We start from the raw sequence: 16124 nt of genomic DNA, 5'->3' as shown, positions 1-16124 counted from the left end.
AGACGCACATGCTGCTCATCTCCTGCCCCAACTGCGGCTCCCGCGACGAGACCGAGTTCCACTACGGCGGCCAGGCCCACGTGGCCTACCCGGAAAACCCGAACGAACTGACCGACCGCCAATGGGCTGAGTTCCTGTTCTACCGGGACAACACCAAGGGCGCCTTCGCCGAGCGCTGGCTCCACAGCACCGGCTGCCGCCAGTGGTTCAACATGCTCCGCGACACCGTCACCTACGAGATTCAGGCCGTCTACCCCATGGGCGCGCCCCGCCCTGACGCCGCGGGCAACACAACCGCCCGGACAACCCCGGACACGGGCACTGCCAGCACCGCCGCTGACAGCACCACCACGGGGACTGCCGTGCCGGACATTTCCGGAACCAGTACTTTTGAAACCAGCACCACCGCCCCGGAAGGAGCAACCAAGTGACTTCCCGCAACGCCCGCCTAGCCGCCGGCGGCCGCATCGACCGCACCATCTCCTGGCGTTTCACTGTGGACGGTGAGGAATTCACGGGCCACCCGGGCGATACCCTCGCCTCGGCCCTGCTCGCCAACGGTCGCGTCGCCGCCGGCAACTCGCTCTACGAGGACCGCCCCCGCGGCATCATGTCCGCCGGGGTGGAGGAGTCCAACGCCCTGGTCAAGGTGCAGCCGCGCTTCCCCGGCCACGTGGCCGAGTCCATGCTCCCCGCCACCACCGTCACCTTGGTGGACGGCCTGCAGGCTGAACTGCTGAGCGGCCTGGGCAAGCTGGACCCCGAGGAAGACCGCGCCGAGTACGACAAGAAGTACGTCCACACCGACGTCCTGGTGATCGGCGGCGGCCCTGCCGGCCTGGCCGCTGCCCGTGAAGCCGTCCGCACCGGCGCCCGTGTGATGCTCCTGGACGACCAGCCGGAACTGGGCGGATCGCTCCTGTCCGGGTCCACGGCACCGGACCTGGCTGAGACCATCGAAGGAAAGCCGGCCCTTGAATGGGTGGCCGACGTCGAAGCCGAACTGGTCTCCGGCGCCGAATCCACCGTCCTGAACCGCACCACCGCCTTCGGCGCCTACGACGCCAACTACGTGATCGCCGTTCAGAACCGCACCGACCACCTGTCCTCCCCCGCCGCGTCCGGCGTATCCCGGCAGCGTATTTGGCACATCCGTGCTAACCAGGTGGTGCTGGCCCCCGGCGCCCACGAACGCCCGCTGGTGTTCGAGAACAACGACCGGCCGGGCATCATGCTCGCCTCGGCCGTCCGCAGCTACCTCAACCGCTACGCAGTCGCCGCCGGCCAGCGCGTGGTCATCAGCACCACCAACGACAGCGCCTACGCCCTGGCCGCGGACCTGCGCGCCGCCGGCGTCAAGGTTGCCGCCGTGGTGGACGCCCGTCCGCAGCTCACCTCGGTGGCCGCCGCCGCCGTCGAAGCCGGCACCCGGGTGCTGATCGGCAGTGCGGTGGCCAACACCGCCGCCGGCAACGACGGCCGCCTGAGCGGCGTCACCGTCCGCAGCATTAACGACGACGGTGAGCTCACCTCGGGCATTGAACAGATCGCCTGCGATTTGTTGGCAGTCTCCGGCGGCTGGAGCCCGCTGGTCCACCTGCATTCCCAGCGGCAGGGCAAGCTGCGCTGGGACGACGAACTGGCCGCCTTTGTGCCCAGCACCGTGGTCCCCAACCAGCAGATTGTCGGCTCCGGCCGTGGCTCCTTCGACACCGCAGACTGCCTGGCCGAGGCAATCTCCGCCGGCGTGAAGGCGGCCATCGCTGCCGGGTTCACGTCCGCCGTCGAACCCGCACCGCTCAGCGAGCCAAAGGCCTCAGCCCCCACCCGCCAGCTGTGGCTGGTCCCCGGCGAGCAGGGCACCCCGGACGACTGGCACCACCACTTCGTGGACTTCCAGCGCGACCAGTCCGTGGCTGACGTGCTGCGCTCCACCGGAGCCGGCATGCGGTCCGTGGAGCACATCAAGCGCTACACCTCCATCAGCACCGCCAACGACCAGGGCAAGACCTCCGGCGTCAACGCAATCGGCGTCATCGCCGCCGCGCTGCGCACCGCAGGCGAAGCGTCCCGCGGCATCGGCGACATCGGCACCACCACCTACCGGGCACCCTTCACCCCCGTGGCGTTCGCGGCACTTGCCGGCCGCCAGCGCGGCGAGCTGTTCGACCCCGCCCGCGTCACCTCGATCCACCCGTGGCACGTCGCCAAGGGCGCCCTCTTCGAGGACGTCGGCCAGTGGAAGCGGCCCTGGTACTACCCGCAGGACGGGGAGGACATGGACGCGGCCGTACTGCGGGAATGCGCCGCCGTCCGCGACTCCGTGGGCTTTATGGACGCCACCACCCTGGGCAAGATCGAGATCCGCGGCAAGGACGCGGGCGAGTTCCTCAACCGGATCTACACCAACGCCTTCAAGAAGCTCGCTCCGGGCTCCGCTCGTTACGGCGTGATGTGCACGGCTGACGGCATGATCTTCGACGACGGCGTGACCCTGCGCCTCGACGAGGACCGCTACTTCATGACCACCACCACCGGCGGCGCCGCCAAGGTGCTGGACTGGCTGGAGGAATGGCTGCAGACCGAGTGGCCGGACCTGGACGTGCACTGCACCTCGGTGACCGAACAGTGGAGCACCATCGCCGTCGTCGGGCCCAAATCCCGCGAGGTCCTGGCCAAGGTGGCACCGGAACTGGCCGCCAACGGCGGGCTGGAAGCTGAAGCCTTCCCGTTCATGACCTTCCGCGAAACCACCCTCGCCTCCGGCGTCCGCGCCCGGGTCTGCCGGATCTCCTTCTCCGGCGAACTGGCCTACGAAATCAACGTGCCGTCCTGGTACGGCCTGAACACGTGGGAAGCCGTGGCAGCCGCCGGGGCCGAGTTCAACATCACCCCCTACGGCACGGAAACCATGCACGTGCTCCGCGCCGAAAAGGGCTACCCGATTGTCGGACAGGACACGGACGGCACCGTCACCCCGCAGGACGCGGGCATGGAATGGATCGTCTCCAAGGCCAAGGAATTCATCGGCAAGCGCTCCTACGCACGGGCCGACGCCCAGCGCGAGGACCGCAAGCACCTGGTCAGCGTGCTCCCTGTGGACGGGACGCTGCGCCTGCCGGAAGGCACCCAGCTGGTGGAAAAGGGCCGCTCCACCAACCCTGCTTACGGGCCGGTGCCGATGGAAGGCTTCGTCACCTCCAGCTACCACAGCGCCGCCCTGGGCCGGTCGTTCGGTTTGGCACTGATCAAGAACGGCCGCAACCGCATCGGCGAAACCCTGGTGGCTGCCGCCGGCGACCAGCTCGTGGACGTCGTCGTCGCCGAAACCGTACTTTTTGACCCCGAAGGGACCCGCAAAGATGGCTGAAACAGCAGCACCCGCAACCTCCTACGAGAAGAACCTCTCCCTCCGCGTCAGTCCAGCCGCCCAGCTCCGGGCAGCGTTTGAAACCGGCTCCGTCCGGGGCGTGGTGGAACTGTCCGAAGTGGCCTTCCTGACCATGGTGGGCCTTCGGGTCAACCGGAACAGCGACGCCGGACAGCGCGTAGCCACCGTCACCGGCGGCCTGCCCGCATCATGCGGCGCCGTCAGCGGCACCAGGGACACGTCGGTGCTGTGGCTCGGCCCCGAAGAGTTCCTGGTAGTGGCCCCCACCGAAGCCCACGAGTCCCTCGGCGGCGACCTGATCCAGGCACTGCGCGAAGCACTCGGCGGCGGCGAAGGCCAGGTGGTGGACCTCTCCGCCAACCGCACCACCTTCGAACTCACCGGACCCCGCTCCCGCGCCGTCCTGGAAAAGGGCTGCTCCCTGGACCTGCACCCCCGCGTGCTGAAGGCCGGCACAGCACTGTCCACGGAGATCGGCAACATCCCCGTGGTGCTGTGGAAAACCGGTGAGGAGACCTTCCGGATCTTCCCCCGCGCGTCGTTCGCCGATTTCCTGGGCCGCTGGCTCCTCGACGCCATGCGGGAGTACGCCTCCCCCGAGGTCCCCTAAATGGCCCTCAGCGTCCTGGACCTGTTCTCCGTTGGCATCGGGCCGTCGTCGTCACACACGGTCGGCCCGATGCGGGCAGCGAAGCTGTTCGCCGACGGACTCAAAGGCGACGGACACCTCAGCTCCACCATGCGTGTGCAGGCCGAACTGTTCGGCTCGCTGGGCGCCACCGGGCGGGGCCATGGCTCGGACAAGGCGGTGGTCTTGGGCTTCAAGGGGCTGGACCCGGAAACCGTGGACACCTTCACCGCCGATGACCAGGTGGCAGCCGCCGCCCTCGACGCCGAGCTGTGGGTGGGCGGCGACCACCGGGTGGACTTCAACTGGGACGAGGACGTGGTGCTGCACCGGCGCAAGTCCCTCCCGGCCCACCCCAACGGCATGACCTTCCGCGCGCTCGATCACACCGGGGCTGTCCTCAGCGAACGGAGCTTCTATTCGATTGGGGGCGGCTTCGTTGTTGATGGGGACGCCGACGCCGGCGACAGGGTGGTTGCCGACTCCACCGTTCTCCCCTACCCGTTCGCCAGCGCGGACGAGCTCCTGGAGATCTGCGCACGCGAAGGCATGTCCATCTCCGACGTGATGCTCGCCAACGAGCTGGTGTGGCGGACCGAAGCGGAACTCCGCGAAAAGCTGCTGGGTCTGTGGGCGGTCATGCGTGAATGCGTGGACAACGGCTGCGCCGCGGAAGGGATCCTTCCGGGCGGGCTCAACGTCCGCCGCCGCGCGCCGTCGTTATTCCAGACCCTGACGGCGGACACCGGGGTGACCGACCCGCTCCGGGCCATGGAATGGGTGAACCTGTTCGCGCTGGCCGTGAACGAGGAAAACGCCGCCGGCGGGCGCATCGTCACGGCACCCACCAACGGCGCGGCCGGAATCGTCCCGGCGGTGCTGCACTACTACGTGAAGTTCGTCCCCGGCGCCAACGACGACGGCGTGGTCCGCTTCCTGCTGGCCGCGGCCGCCGTCGGAATCCTGTTCAAGATGAACGCCTCCATTTCCGGGGCCGAGGTGGGCTGCCAGGGCGAAGTGGGCTCGGCCTGCTCCATGGCCGCCGCCGGGCTCTGCGAAGTGCTGGGCGGCACGCCTTCCCAGGTGGAAAACGCGGCCGAAGTGGGCATTGAACACAACCTGGGCCTGACCTGCGACCCGGTGGGCGGGCTGGTGCAGATCCCCTGCATCGAGCGCAACGCCATCGCCAGCGTGAAAGCCATCAACGCCGCCCGCCTTGCCCTGCACGGCGACGGCAGCCACAAGGTATCCCTCGACAAAGCCATCAAAACGATGCGCGAAACAGGAGCCGACATGAAAACCAAGTACAAGGAAACCTCCCGCGGAGGCCTTGCCGTCAACGTAATCGAGTGCTGAGCCATGACTGCCATCCAGACTGAAACCTCCCTGCCGCAGCCGGCCACCACGGTGGAGCACGTCCTCACGCTGGACTGCTCGGAATCCCCCGGCATTGTCCACGCCGTCTCCGGATTCCTGCTGGAGCACGGCTGCGACATCATCGACAACCAGCAGTTCGGCGAGCGTTCCGAAGGGCACTTCTTTATGCGGGTGCATTTTGCGTCCGACGGCGATGCCTCCACCACTGACACGCTACGGGCCGATTTTGGCCCTGTTGCGGACCGCTTCGGGATGCGCTGGCGGCTGGAGCCGCACGGTTCCAAGCGGCGGGTGCTGATCATGGTGTCCAAGTTCGGGCATTGCCTCAATGACCTGCTGTTCCGGGCGCGCATTGGCGAACTGCCGGTGGACGTGGTGGCGGTGGTCTCCAACCATACCGACCACCAGGCGCTGGTGGAGTGGCACGGGATCCCGTTTTTCCATGTGCCCGTCACGGCCGCAACCAAGCCCGCTGCCGAGGCCCGGCTGTTGGAGCTGGTGGACGAGTTCGATGTGGAACTCGTGGTCCTGGCCCGGTACATGCAGGTGCTCAGCGACGACCTGACCCGCAAGCTGGACGGGAAAGCGATCAACATCCACCACTCGTTCCTGCCCAGTTTCAAGGGCGCCAAGCCGTACCACCAGGCGTACGCCCGCGGCGTGAAGACCGTGGGCGCCACCGCACACTACGTCAACGCGGAACTGGACGAGGGGCCAATCATCGCCCAGCAGGTGGTGGAAGTGGACCACACGTACGGACCCGAAGAGCTGGTGGCTGCCGGCCGCGACACCGAGTGCAAGGCCCTGTCCAACGCGGTGCGCTGGCACTGCGAGGGCCGGGTGATCCTGCAGGGGAACCGGACGGTGGTACTCCGCTAGCCTGCGACGCTCTCTCACTTAACGCGGCTTTTCCAGTGACGCTCTCTCACTTAACGCGGCTTTTCCAGTGACGCTCTCTCACTTGACGTGTCCTTTCCCGTGACGCTCTCTCACCTTTTGGTGAGGGAGCGTCACGGCGTTAAGGGCCATCTTCGTCATAAGGCATATTGCCGCCAAAGCTCAGTCACCGCTGGCAAATCCCGACGCCTGCGGGTGGTCAAGCCAGCCCCTCCGAAGAGCGCGTTTGATGCGTTGCACTGCACCTTCGAAACCGTCAGCAAAGTCATCCCTATCAAGAACGAGAACCGTCCAGCCCGCTGATTCGAAGGCCTTGTCCCGTCTCCTGTCGCTGAGGATCTGCGCGTCGCCAAGGTGATGCCCGCCGTCGTACTGGATGGCAAGGCGCCAATGCCGGTAGCCCAGATCGGCCGACGGCGACCTCGCGTCTCCCGCGCGCAATGGCACCTGAAGTTCAGGCTCGGGGAGGCCCGCGCTGACGATAGCCAGGCGGAGCAGCGATTCGGGCGCGGAGTCCGCACCCACCCGCATGAGATCCAGCGCTTCGCGCGCCCTGACGATGCCTTGGAGATTCGGGTGGCGGCCCAGCAGGACGCGAAGCCCCGCCAAAGTGTCGTACGGCTCCGTCCTTCCCTCAAAATTCACCCTTGGGATGCGGATCAGTTCGTCGCCCATGCTCACCAGATCATTGAGCGGCAGGGCCCGTGCCAGGTCGAGCCAAGTGCGGGACCTGGTGCTCAGGCTGATGCCGTCAACCACTTCAACCTCATCTTCAAGGGCCAGCACGGTGTGCCCGAATATGCCCTTCCGGCGAACCGACGGCAGCGCACGCGGCTTGCTGAGATGCAGTTCCGTGGAATCGGCCAGCCACGGCGGCAGCAGTAGGCACCGGAGCCGGGCCGCGGTCACATGCGAAATCCAGGCGCCGGGCGCCGCAGCGGACAATGCCCTGGCGGCACCTTCCAGATCGAAGTCCCAATCCGCCGGGCGGTAAAGACCGCGGCCCACGTTTACTACATCCTTGCGCCGAAGCCTGTCCAGAGTGACTCCCGCAGCCCTGGCCGAACCGAAGGTGAAAGGAGCCTCTGCCAGCGGCCGGGGCAGGAAATCTTGCTTTCGCATGCTGGCATTGTGCCTCCACATGGCAGGACGACGCAGAAGTTATCCACAGGTCCGCCGTTGGGCGTCGGTGGGTGAGAGAGGGACGCGGGAAAAGCCGCGTTAACTGAGAGAGCGTCGCCGGAAAGCCGACGTTAAGTGAGAGAGGGACGCCGGGGAAACCACGTTAAGTGAGAGAGCGTCGCCGGGGTTATTTGGGTTGGAGGGCGGCGAGGCGGGTGGCCAGGTGCAGGGCAGGCAGGCGGCCGGTTCCGCGGGGGTCGCCGCCGCAGAGGGAGAAGATCCGCTGGAGCCGCTGGTGCATGGACTGCCGCTCCACATGAAGCTCCCGCGCAGCCTGGGCGGTGTTGCACCCGGAGTCGAGCCAGACCCGCAGCGTCTCCACCAGCTTGGACTGGCGCTGGGCGTCGTGTTCAAGGACGGCGGCGAGTTGCTGGCTCACGAAGTCGCGACGCAGGGCCTCGTCCATGGAGTGGACTGCGAGCCGTTCCACAGCGAATGCCTGGGCATCAAGGACCGTCCCATACCCGCTTACCCCAGGTGCGGTTCCCCTTAAACTGGCGCGTCCGACGTCGGGCGCCAGTTCCAGCGTGAGCCTCGCCTCGGCGAGCGACCAGGGAGCGGCGGAGATACCCGAGGCAATGGGCCCGACGGCGCTCACCGTTCCCTCCGGCATCTCCAACGACTGCAGGCCATCCACAATCTTTTGCCGCTCATCCTGGGCATTCCCGGAACGGAGGACCCCCAGGGCCAGCAGCTCCGCGTTGTCCGCATAGCTGGCGCCGTGCTGGCCACCCGGGTCCAGGAGGTGCTCCACATTCCTGCGGAGCTGCTTCGAGGCGGAGGACCGGACAACAACGGCCACCACTTGGGCAGAGACAGGAATGCCTGCGGCGGGAGCCAACTCCTGCAGCCGCCAATTCTGCTTCCCGGAATCAATGGCCCGGATCAGGGCAGCGCCGGCCATCTCCTTCAAACCCGGAGGCATCCGCTGCAACAAGGCAAGGGCCAGGATGTCAACGGACCGGTTGCCGGCGATCCTCGCGAGGTTCACATCGGCTTCGCCGCGCACCTGCAGTGTCAGGCGGGCGGAGGGAATCCCCCGCACGGGCACTTCGATATGGACCGTCCGCTGATGGTCCCCGGAGATATCGTCCAAGGAGCTGGATGCATGACTTTCCTCCGCGGGTTCAGCACTCGCCAGGGTAATCCCGGCAGTAGACGTGAGCACCACCTCCGCGCCGGTAGCCGCAGCAAGGACAGCCAGAATCCGGTCCAGGCTGCCTCCATGGGCGAGCTCCACCGCCATGGCATGGCTGGCCTGGTCGGCCTCCTGCAGCTGGGCGGCGGACTGGCTGACAAGCTGTGAATTGATCGCCTCCATGACCGCCACAAAAGGCACAACCCTGCGAAGCTCGATCAGGGGAAGCCCGGCTTCCTCGGCAGCCGAAATCATCGAGGAAGGAATGGACGGCAACACGCTGCCGGTCTCGATGGCGAGCGCCGCCACCCCACGCTCAGCCAGATCATGGATGTAGCCCGTGCGGCGCTCATCGGAAGCCAGCGCCAGGGCCTGCCCGCCGGTCAGCAGCAGCTCCCCGCCACCGAGCAGCGAGGCAATGTCCAGGACCTCGCTGGAGTGGATCCACCGGAGCTGGGTCTGGGGAACCACTGCCCCCGCCGCCCGGACAACGGGATCGGCCGCAGTGAAGGTGGAATGCCGCAGGACATCTTCCAAGCGAACAGGCATGACACTCCGTCATGTAGAAGGGGAAAGCTCAAGACACATTGTAGATGGTGGATGTGGTCCCCGACACATAATCTTGAAGAACCCCCATCCCCTCAACGAAGAGGCCCCGATGCAACAACAAAAACCGACAGCCCCAGGAGCCGAACAATCCGTTCACACGGAAGACGTCGAAGCGTGGCTCCAGCCAATTCCCGAATCCCAGCGCACGCACAAGGTCTCCGGCCAGTTTTGGATCTGGGCGGGCGCCAATCTGGCCCCGATTAACTGGGTACTGGGCGCCCTCGGAATCCACCTGGGGCTGGGTTTCGCGGACACCGTGACAGTCCTGGTGCTGGGCAACCTGATCGGCATGCTGCTCTTCGGCTGTTTCGTCCTCCTCGGGCAGAAGACCGGCGCCACCGGTATGGTGCTCGCCCGGGCCGCATTCGGCAGGCGGGGGAACTACCTCCCGGCAGCCATCCAGGCGCTCCTGGTGATCGGCTGGTGCGCCGTCAACACCTGGATCATCCTGGACCTGGTCATGGCGCTCTTCGGGACACTCGGCTGGGTGGACCCCACAGCTGCCAACTACGGCTGGAAGATCGCCGTCGCCACCGGGATCATGGCCGCCCAGGTAGCCATCGCCTGGTTTGGCTACAAGGCAATTGCGGCTTTCGAAAAATGGACCGTCCCGCCAACCATCGTCATCCTGGCCGTGATGTCCGCCGTGGCGTGGTTCGGCATGGACATCAACTGGGCCTACGCAGGCCCCGCCGGCAACATCCTGGAAGGCTCGGAGCGGATCGCCGCCATGAGTGCCGTGATGACCGCCATCGGCATCGGCTGGGGCATCACCTGGTTCACCTACGCCGCAGACTACTCCCGCTTCGTCAGCACCGAAGTGCCCAAGAAAAAGGTCTACCTGGCGTCAGTCCTCGGCCAGTTCATCCCCGTCGTCTGGCTCGGCGTCCTGGGCGCAAGCCTGGCCACCAACAGCGGCGAAATCGACCCCGGCAAGCTCATCGTGCAGAACTTCGGCGTCCTCGCGCTGCCTGTACTGCTGATGGTGCTCCATGGCCCCATCGCCACGAACATCCTCAACATCTACACCTTCTCGGTGGCCACCCAGGCCCTCGACATCACCATCAGCCGCCGCAAACTCAACCTGTTCGTCGGCGTCTTCTCGCTGGCCGCCGTCGTCTTCTTCATCTTCCAGGAGGACTTCGCCGCAGTCCTCGACGCCTGGCTCATCGGGCTCGTCGCATGGGTCGCCGCCTGGGGCGGCGTCATGCTGGTCCATTACTTCTGGATCGACAAGCGCTGGCCCGGCAACCCCGAAAGGCTGTTCGACGCCGTCGGCACCCGGCGGCTCCCTGGCGTCAACTGGGCAGGCATCACCTCCCTCCTGGTGGGCATCTTCGCCACGTGGCTGTTTATGTACGGCCTCGTCCCTGCCATGCAGGGCCCCATCGCAGTGGCCCTGGGCGGCTGGGACTTGTCCTGGCTCGCCGGCGGCCTTGCCAGCGCCACCAGCTACGCCATCCTGGGACCGAGGATGCACCGCAAATTCATCGAATCCGCCCCGGCATCTGCCTCCCACCGCCAGCTGCCCAACGAGCTGACAGGTGCCGCTGCCCAGCCCGGCACGCCCGCTGCACTCTGAGCTGCACCTTCTGAACTGCCGCACCTGGACCGACCCGTTACGACAGGACATCCCACCATGACTTTTGATGCATTCCCCGACGCCGCCCACCCCATCACCTGGCCGGAAGGCAAGCGCGCAGCAGCGTCCTTCACGTTCGACGTCGACGCCGAATCCTGCACCATCGCCCACGACCCCAAGAGCACCAGCCGGATGTCCCTGATGACCCACCAGTCCTACGGGCCCAGGGTGGCAGTCCCCCGCTTGCTGCAGATCCTCCAGCGGCAGGACATCCGCGCCACGTTCTTCGTCCCCGGCTTCACGGCCGAGTGCTACCCGGACACCGTCCGCCGCATCGTGGACGCCGGGCATGAGGTGGCCCACCACGGCTACCTGCACGAGCCAATGCAGGGCATCAACGCCGAAACGGAAGCCCGCTACATCGACCGCGGACTGGAGGCCCTGGCGAAGGCCGCCGGAGTGGAGCCAGTGGGCTACCGGGCACCGTGGTGGGAGCTCAACTGGCACTCACCGGCGCTGCTGGCGGACCGCGGCTTCCTCTACGATTCAAGCCTGCTCGACGGCGACGCCCCCTACCGCTTCAGCGTCGCCCCGGGCGACGCCCGGGACATTGTGGAAATCCCTGTCGACTGGGCCCTGGACGACTGGGAGCAGTACGCCTTCTACCCTGGCGTCACGGGCAGCGGCGTCATCGAAAGCCCGGCCAAGGTCCTCGAGATGTGGACGCTCGAGGCAGAGGCACACCATGCCCAGGGCAGCTGCTTTGTCCTCACCAACCACCCCTTCATCTCCGGCCGGCCCTCAAAAGCAGTGGCCCTGGAAAGGCTGATGGAACGCGTCAAGGCTATGGACGGCATGTGGGTCACCACTATGGAAGCCATCGCGGAACACACCCGCCGGACGGTCCAGGAAGTCCACACCCACGCCCGCATCGAGGTGCCCGCGTTCCCGGACACCGGGGCGAGGTTCACCCCACCGGCGGTGCGGGAGTCCAGGCCGGCAGCCGCCGGCAGCTAAACCCGACACAACAAACAGCGGAGTGGTGCTGTGCCTTAGCGAGGGCGCAGTACCACTCCCGTGTGTTCAAGCAGTGCCTTTACGTCCGCACCGACGTCCAACCCTGGGCGTGCAGTTTCTCGATGCCGTCCAGCAGCAGGTCGAGCGCGAACTCGAATTCAAACCGGTCATCGCAGCCCTGCCCAACCACGGCGTCCGGATCGTGGGCGGAAGCCATGGCGATCGTCAGGACGTTCGGGTAGCGCCTGGCCATCTCCTGGAGCATTGCCTGCTGGGCCGCCTCGTCCGGCTCTGCCGCCGTCCCGTCTGTTGGCCCGGCCGGTTCCTGGAACAGCTCCTGAGTGAAGCCCCACATGCGGCTGCCGATTGCGTGCATGACGTGGTGGGTCAGGTCCACCGAAAGGCCGCCGTCGAGGAACATCCCGATAAAGGAATCCATGTAGGCGAGGACGCCAGGCGTTTTGTTGGTGCGCGTTTCGAGGACCTGCCGGGCCCACTGATGCCGCTGCAGGACGCTCCTGGCTGAAAGGATCCTGCGCCGGACTACGTCCTTCCAGCCCAGGCCGGTAGCGGGCGGATCGATCTCGGTGATGATGACGTCGATCATGCCGTCGAGAAGCTCATCCTTGTGGGCTACATGTTTGTACAGCGCCATGGGCACCACGTCGAGCTCCTGGGCAAGCCTGCGCATACTCAGCGGCCCGATCCCTATCTCGTCAGCGAGCGCGACGGCGGCCTGCAGCACGCGGTCGCGGTTGAGGCGCACGCGCTGCGCCGCGCCCTGCCTGCTCATGCCAATGGTCCTTCCGTTTGCTTTGCACCCCTTGACCAGTGTACGGCGTACACCTACATTTGGTCCTAGAGGTGTACGCCGTACACCCAACCCGAAGGGCGACCTGCCGGTCCGCTTCGGGAAGACAGGCAGGCCGGCACCAAGAGGAGCAGGACAATGCAAACCACAAGGCAAAGTGCACCGGCGAAGGCAACCGCGGCTGCACGCCGACGGCGGCCGGAGTGGTTTGTTCCCGCCGGCCTGATCTTCCTCAGCCTCATTCCGGTGATCGCCGGGGCCGCCCGGCTGACCGAACTGACCGGTGGAGCGGCAGTGACGGAGCGCAACGCCAGGTTCTTTGACTCCCCCGCGCCGGTGCTAATCCATATCGTCAGTGTCACCGTGTACTCCCTGCTCGGAGCATTCCAGTTCGTTCCGTCGCTTCGCCGGCGGCGCTGGCACAGCATCGCCGGGCGGATCCTCCTGCCGGCAGGCCTGCTCGCAGCGCTGTCCGGACTCTATATGGCGGTCTTCTACACCCTGCCACCGAGCGACGGGCAGCTGCTGCTTGTCCTTCGGCTCATTTTCGGTTCCGCCATGGTGGTGAGCCTCGTCCTGGGACTTCGCGCCGTGCTGCGCCGCGACTTCACGCGGCACGGTGCGTGGATGACCAGGGCGTATGCCATTGGCGTCGGCGCCGGAACGCAAGCCCTGATCCTCATCGTGCCCGAACTCCTCGCCAGCCCGCCGGATGTCACAACGAGGGCCGTTCTAATGGGCGCCGCCTGGGTGCTCAACCTCGCTGTGGCGGAATACTGCATCCGCAGGCGCTCCCTTCCCACGCGCCAAACGTCCCGCGCCCGCTGAGCCGGGCGACGCCGTCGTAAGCCCTGCTTTATGTCGCTCAGAGACGTTCCTTGACGCTGCGCTACGCCGTGTTGAGCCTTCGCGACGTCCCGTGAACGCCCGCTACGGGAATGATTGTGGCGCTGCCGGGTGCTCCGTACTCTCAACTCAGCACCCGCCCCAGCAAAGGAACGTCCAATGTCAGACCCCTCAAGCAAGAGTCCGGAACAGCCAAGCTCCACCCGCATCGTCGCCGGCCAGTCCGCCACCCCCAAGCGCCCGCTGGGCCTGAAGATCGGCATCGCCGCAGGCATCCTGGCCCTGGTGGGCGGCGGCGCCGCCGTCGCCTCCGCCGTCAACAACAACAGCGCCCCGGCGGCGGTCCCGCAGACCGCACCTGCCGGCAACCCCGCCGCAGAACTGAAGCTCGGCTACTTCGGCAACGTGACGCACGCCCCCGCCCTCGTCGGCGTCAGCCAGGGCCACATTGCCGATGAACTCGGGGACACCAAGCTGACCACCCAGGTGTTCAACGCCGGCCCCGCCGCCATCGAGGCCCTGAACGCCGGGGCCATCGACGCCACCTACATCGGCCCGAACCCGGCCATCAATTCGTTCGTCAAGAGCGGCGGCGAGTCCGTGAACATCATTGCCGGCGCGGCCGCCGGCGGCGCCCAGCTGGTGGTCAAGCCCGAAATCAACACTGCGGCGGACCTTAAGGGCAAGACGCTGGCATCCCCGCAGCTCGGCGGCACGCAGGATGTCGCCCTCCGGGCCTGGCTCGCCTCGCAGGGCTACAAGACCAACGTGGACGGCAGCGGCGACGTCGCCATCAACCCCACTGAAAATGCCCAGACCCTGAAACTGTTCCAGGACGGAAAGCTCGACGGCGCGTGGCTGCCCGAGCCGTGGGCCTCACGTTTGGTACTGACCGCCGGAGCCAAGGTGCTGGTGGATGAGAAGGACCTGTGGGACGGCTCGCTGTCCGGCAAGCCGGGCGAATTCCCCACCACCATCCTGATCGTGAGCCAGAAGTTCGCCACTGACCACCCGGACACCGTGAAGGCGCTCCTCAAGGGCCACGTGAAGTCGGTTGCGTGGCTGAACGGAGCCGCCGACGGCGAGAAGGCTTCTGTCATCAACGCGGCTTTGAAGGAGGCCGCCGGCGCCGAGCTGAAGGCGGACGTGATCGACAGGTCGTTGAAGAACATCGTGTTCACCGTGGACCCGCTCGCCGGAACCTACCAGAAGCTCCTGGCCGACGGCGTCGCTGCCGGCACCACCAAGCAGGCCGACATCAAGGGCATCTTCGACCTGTCCGCGCTCAACAGCGTGGCAGGCGACAAGACCTCGGCAGCGGGCCTCGGCAAGGAGTAAACGCAGAAGCCCAGCCAGCACGCTCTCTCACTTAATGCGCCATCCCGGCCAACGCTCTCTCACTTAACGCGCCATCCCGGCCGTCGCTCTCTCACTTTTCTGGGAAAGGTGAGAGAGCGTCGGCGATTTAAGCCCATCAAGTGAGAGAGCGTCGCATTCGGGAGTATCAGCTAGACAGATACTTCATATCAAAAAGCTCGTCTTCCCCGGATATATGAAGTGCCTCACAGTAGTTACAGGACCTGCAACAACCAGTACCCGCAGCCAGTAACCAGAAGGACTTCAACGTGGAAACTCCGCTCTCCCATCTTGCCCACCTCGAGATCACCACCCCGGACGTCGAAGCTTCGGCGCGGTTCTACCAGGAAAAGTTCGGCATGCGCATTATTGACCGCGTGGACGGCAACGTCTACCTTCGCTGCTGGGGCGACTACTACCGCTACAGCCTGGTCATCACCGAAGGGCCGGAAGCGTCCCTGGGCCGGATGGCCTGGCGCACCAACTCCCAGGCAGCCCTTGAGGCCGCCGCCCAGCGGATCGAAGCAACCGGCGTGCAGGGAACCTGGACGCCGGGCGGCCACGGCTACGGCAAGGCCTACGAATTCACCGGCCCCTACGGCCACCACATGCGCCTCTTCTATGAAGTGGAGAAGTTCGTTGCCGAACCCGGTTTCGAATCCACCTACCCGGACCGGCCGGAACGCCGCAGCAGCCACGCCGCCGCACCCCGCTTCCTGGACCACGTCACCGTGGCATCCTCCGATGTCCGCGGTTTCGCCAAGTGGTACAACGAGGCCCTCGGCTTCCGCGTCATGGCCTTCGTTGACCTGGACGAAGCACCCATCACCGTCTTCTCAGTCCTCACCACCAACGAAAAGTCCCACGACCTGGGCGTCGTCCTGGACACCTCCAGCCGCGCCGGCCGCGTCAACCACATCGCCTTCTGGGTGGACGCCACGGAGGACCTGCTCCGCACCTCGGACGTCATGATGGAAAACGGCACCCCGATGGAATACGGCCCCTCCATCCACGGCGTGGGTGAGCAGAACTTCCTCTACTTCCGCGACCCCTCCGGCCTGCGCGTCGAACTGAACTCCGGCGGCTACCGCAACTACGTCCCGGACTGGGATGCCAACACCTGGAAGCCGTCCCTGGGCTCCAACAACTTCTACAAGAACGGCGCCATGCCGCACTCCATGACCGAATCCTTCCCGCCGGCCGAGGGTTTCACCGCCACCGAAGAAGGTGCCTCCCCCGAGATGAAGGAAGCCCTGCTCAACCCCTACGCCAAGCAGGGACGGGGCTAGA

At 66.2% G+C, this 16124-nt stretch carries 13 protein-coding genes; 10 read left to right on the top strand and 3 right to left on the bottom strand.

Features of this window, described 5'->3' with window-relative positions:
* The first annotated feature begins 8 nt into the window (after positions 1–8).
* The 5 genes from M1D32_RS00895 to purU are packed head-to-tail and all read left to right on the top strand — an operon-like array spanning position 9 to position 6275.
* The gene (locus tag M1D32_RS00895) at positions 9–431 is read left to right on the top strand and encodes a sarcosine oxidase subunit delta (protein ID WP_458780498.1); all 423 of its coding nucleotides are present in this window, start codon (positions 9–11) and stop codon (positions 429–431) included.
* Positions 428–3370 carry a sarcosine oxidase subunit alpha family protein gene (locus M1D32_RS00890; protein WP_458780497.1) on the top strand — a complete coding sequence of 981 codons (2943 nt, stop codon included), beginning with the start codon at positions 428–430 and terminating at the stop codon, positions 3368–3370. Before M1D32_RS00895 ends, M1D32_RS00890 begins: the two co-directional genes overlap by 4 nt.
* A complete protein-coding gene (locus tag M1D32_RS00885) occupies positions 3363–4001 on the top strand; it encodes a sarcosine oxidase subunit gamma (RefSeq protein ID WP_458780496.1) in 639 nt (212 codons plus the stop codon). Before M1D32_RS00890 ends, M1D32_RS00885 begins: the two co-directional genes overlap by 8 nt.
* The gene (locus M1D32_RS00880; RefSeq protein WP_458780495.1) at positions 4002–5375 is read left to right on the top strand and encodes an L-serine ammonia-lyase; all 1374 of its coding nucleotides are present in this window, start codon (positions 4002–4004) and stop codon (positions 5373–5375) included.
* A 3-nt stretch (positions 5376–5378) separates the two neighbouring features.
* A complete protein-coding gene (gene purU, locus M1D32_RS00875; protein WP_458780494.1) occupies positions 5379–6275 on the top strand; it encodes a formyltetrahydrofolate deformylase in 897 nt (298 codons plus the stop codon).
* A gap of 180 nt (positions 6276–6455) precedes the next feature.
* On the opposite strand, the gene M1D32_RS00870 is transcribed toward purU, so the two are convergent.
* Together M1D32_RS00870 and M1D32_RS00865 are read right to left on the bottom strand one after the other, a co-directional pair.
* On the bottom strand, positions 6456–7415 hold the full coding sequence (locus tag M1D32_RS00870) for an endonuclease domain-containing protein (RefSeq protein WP_458780493.1): 960 nt from the start codon (positions 7413–7415) through the stop codon (positions 6456–6458).
* Between the two features lie 187 nt (positions 7416–7602).
* Positions 7603–9162, bottom strand: coding sequence for a PucR family transcriptional regulator (locus M1D32_RS00865; RefSeq protein WP_458780492.1), 1560 nt, complete (start codon positions 9160–9162; stop codon positions 7603–7605).
* 109 nt (positions 9163–9271) lie between these two features.
* Here M1D32_RS00865 and M1D32_RS00860 point away from each other — a divergent pair, with 109 nt between their 5' ends.
* On the top strand, positions 9272–10804 hold the full coding sequence (locus M1D32_RS00860; protein WP_458780491.1) for a purine-cytosine permease family protein: 1533 nt from the start codon (positions 9272–9274) through the stop codon (positions 10802–10804).
* Positions 10805–10861: 57 nt separating this feature from the next.
* A complete protein-coding gene (locus M1D32_RS00855) occupies positions 10862–11821 on the top strand; it encodes a polysaccharide deacetylase family protein (RefSeq protein WP_458780490.1) in 960 nt (319 codons plus the stop codon).
* A gap of 79 nt (positions 11822–11900) precedes the next feature.
* Here the strand turns inward: M1D32_RS00855 and M1D32_RS00850 are convergent, their stop codons facing one another.
* On the bottom strand, positions 11901–12614 hold the full coding sequence (locus M1D32_RS00850) for a TetR/AcrR family transcriptional regulator (RefSeq protein WP_458780489.1): 714 nt from the start codon (positions 12612–12614) through the stop codon (positions 11901–11903).
* A 156-nt stretch (positions 12615–12770) separates the two neighbouring features.
* Here M1D32_RS00850 and M1D32_RS00845 point away from each other — a divergent pair, with 156 nt between their 5' ends.
* The 3 genes from M1D32_RS00845 (at position 12771) to M1D32_RS00835 (ending at position 16123) form a co-directional block, all read left to right on the top strand.
* On the top strand, positions 12771–13460 hold the full coding sequence (locus M1D32_RS00845) for a DUF2306 domain-containing protein (RefSeq protein ID WP_458780488.1): 690 nt from the start codon (positions 12771–12773) through the stop codon (positions 13458–13460).
* Positions 13461–13637: 177 nt separating this feature from the next.
* Positions 13638–14816: an ABC transporter substrate-binding protein gene (locus M1D32_RS00840; RefSeq protein WP_458780487.1), complete on the top strand. Its 1179-nt coding sequence runs from the start codon at positions 13638–13640 to the stop codon at positions 14814–14816.
* Positions 14817–15103: 287 nt separating this feature from the next.
* Positions 15104–16123, top strand: a complete 1020-nt coding sequence (locus M1D32_RS00835) for a VOC family protein (RefSeq protein WP_458780486.1) — start codon at positions 15104–15106, stop codon at positions 16121–16123.
* Position 16124 lies beyond the last annotated feature (1 nt).

This window comes from Arthrobacter sp. D3-16 (assembly GCF_054408515.1).
Note: the sequence above shows the minus strand (reverse complement) of the source record. Positions and strands in the feature narration are given on the sequence as shown.

Excerpts from the sequence above, each read along its gene's own strand:
- M1D32_RS00895 (WP_458780498.1), top strand. The coding sequence starts at position 9 with ATGCTGCTCATCTCCTGCCCCAACTGCGGCTCCCGCGACGAGACCGAG.
- M1D32_RS00885 (WP_458780496.1), top strand. The coding sequence starts at position 3,363 with ATGGCTGAAACAGCAGCACCCGCAACCTCCTACGAGAAGAACCTCTCC.
- M1D32_RS00880 (WP_458780495.1), top strand. The coding sequence starts at position 4,002 with ATGGCCCTCAGCGTCCTGGACCTGTTCTCCGTTGGCATCGGGCCGTCG.
- purU (WP_458780494.1), top strand. The coding sequence starts at position 5,379 with ATGACTGCCATCCAGACTGAAACCTCCCTGCCGCAGCCGGCCACCACG.
- M1D32_RS00870 (WP_458780493.1), bottom strand. The coding sequence starts at position 7,415 with ATGCGAAAGCAAGATTTCCTGCCCCGGCCGCTGGCAGAGGCTCCTTTC.
- M1D32_RS00865 (WP_458780492.1), bottom strand. The coding sequence starts at position 9,162 with ATGCCTGTTCGCTTGGAAGATGTCCTGCGGCATTCCACCTTCACTGCG.
- M1D32_RS00860 (WP_458780491.1), top strand. The coding sequence starts at position 9,272 with ATGCAACAACAAAAACCGACAGCCCCAGGAGCCGAACAATCCGTTCAC.
- M1D32_RS00855 (WP_458780490.1), top strand. The coding sequence starts at position 10,862 with ATGACTTTTGATGCATTCCCCGACGCCGCCCACCCCATCACCTGGCCG.
- M1D32_RS00850 (WP_458780489.1), bottom strand. The coding sequence starts at position 12,614 with ATGAGCAGGCAGGGCGCGGCGCAGCGCGTGCGCCTCAACCGCGACCGC.
- M1D32_RS00845 (WP_458780488.1), top strand. The coding sequence starts at position 12,771 with ATGCAAACCACAAGGCAAAGTGCACCGGCGAAGGCAACCGCGGCTGCA.
- M1D32_RS00840 (WP_458780487.1), top strand. The coding sequence starts at position 13,638 with ATGTCAGACCCCTCAAGCAAGAGTCCGGAACAGCCAAGCTCCACCCGC.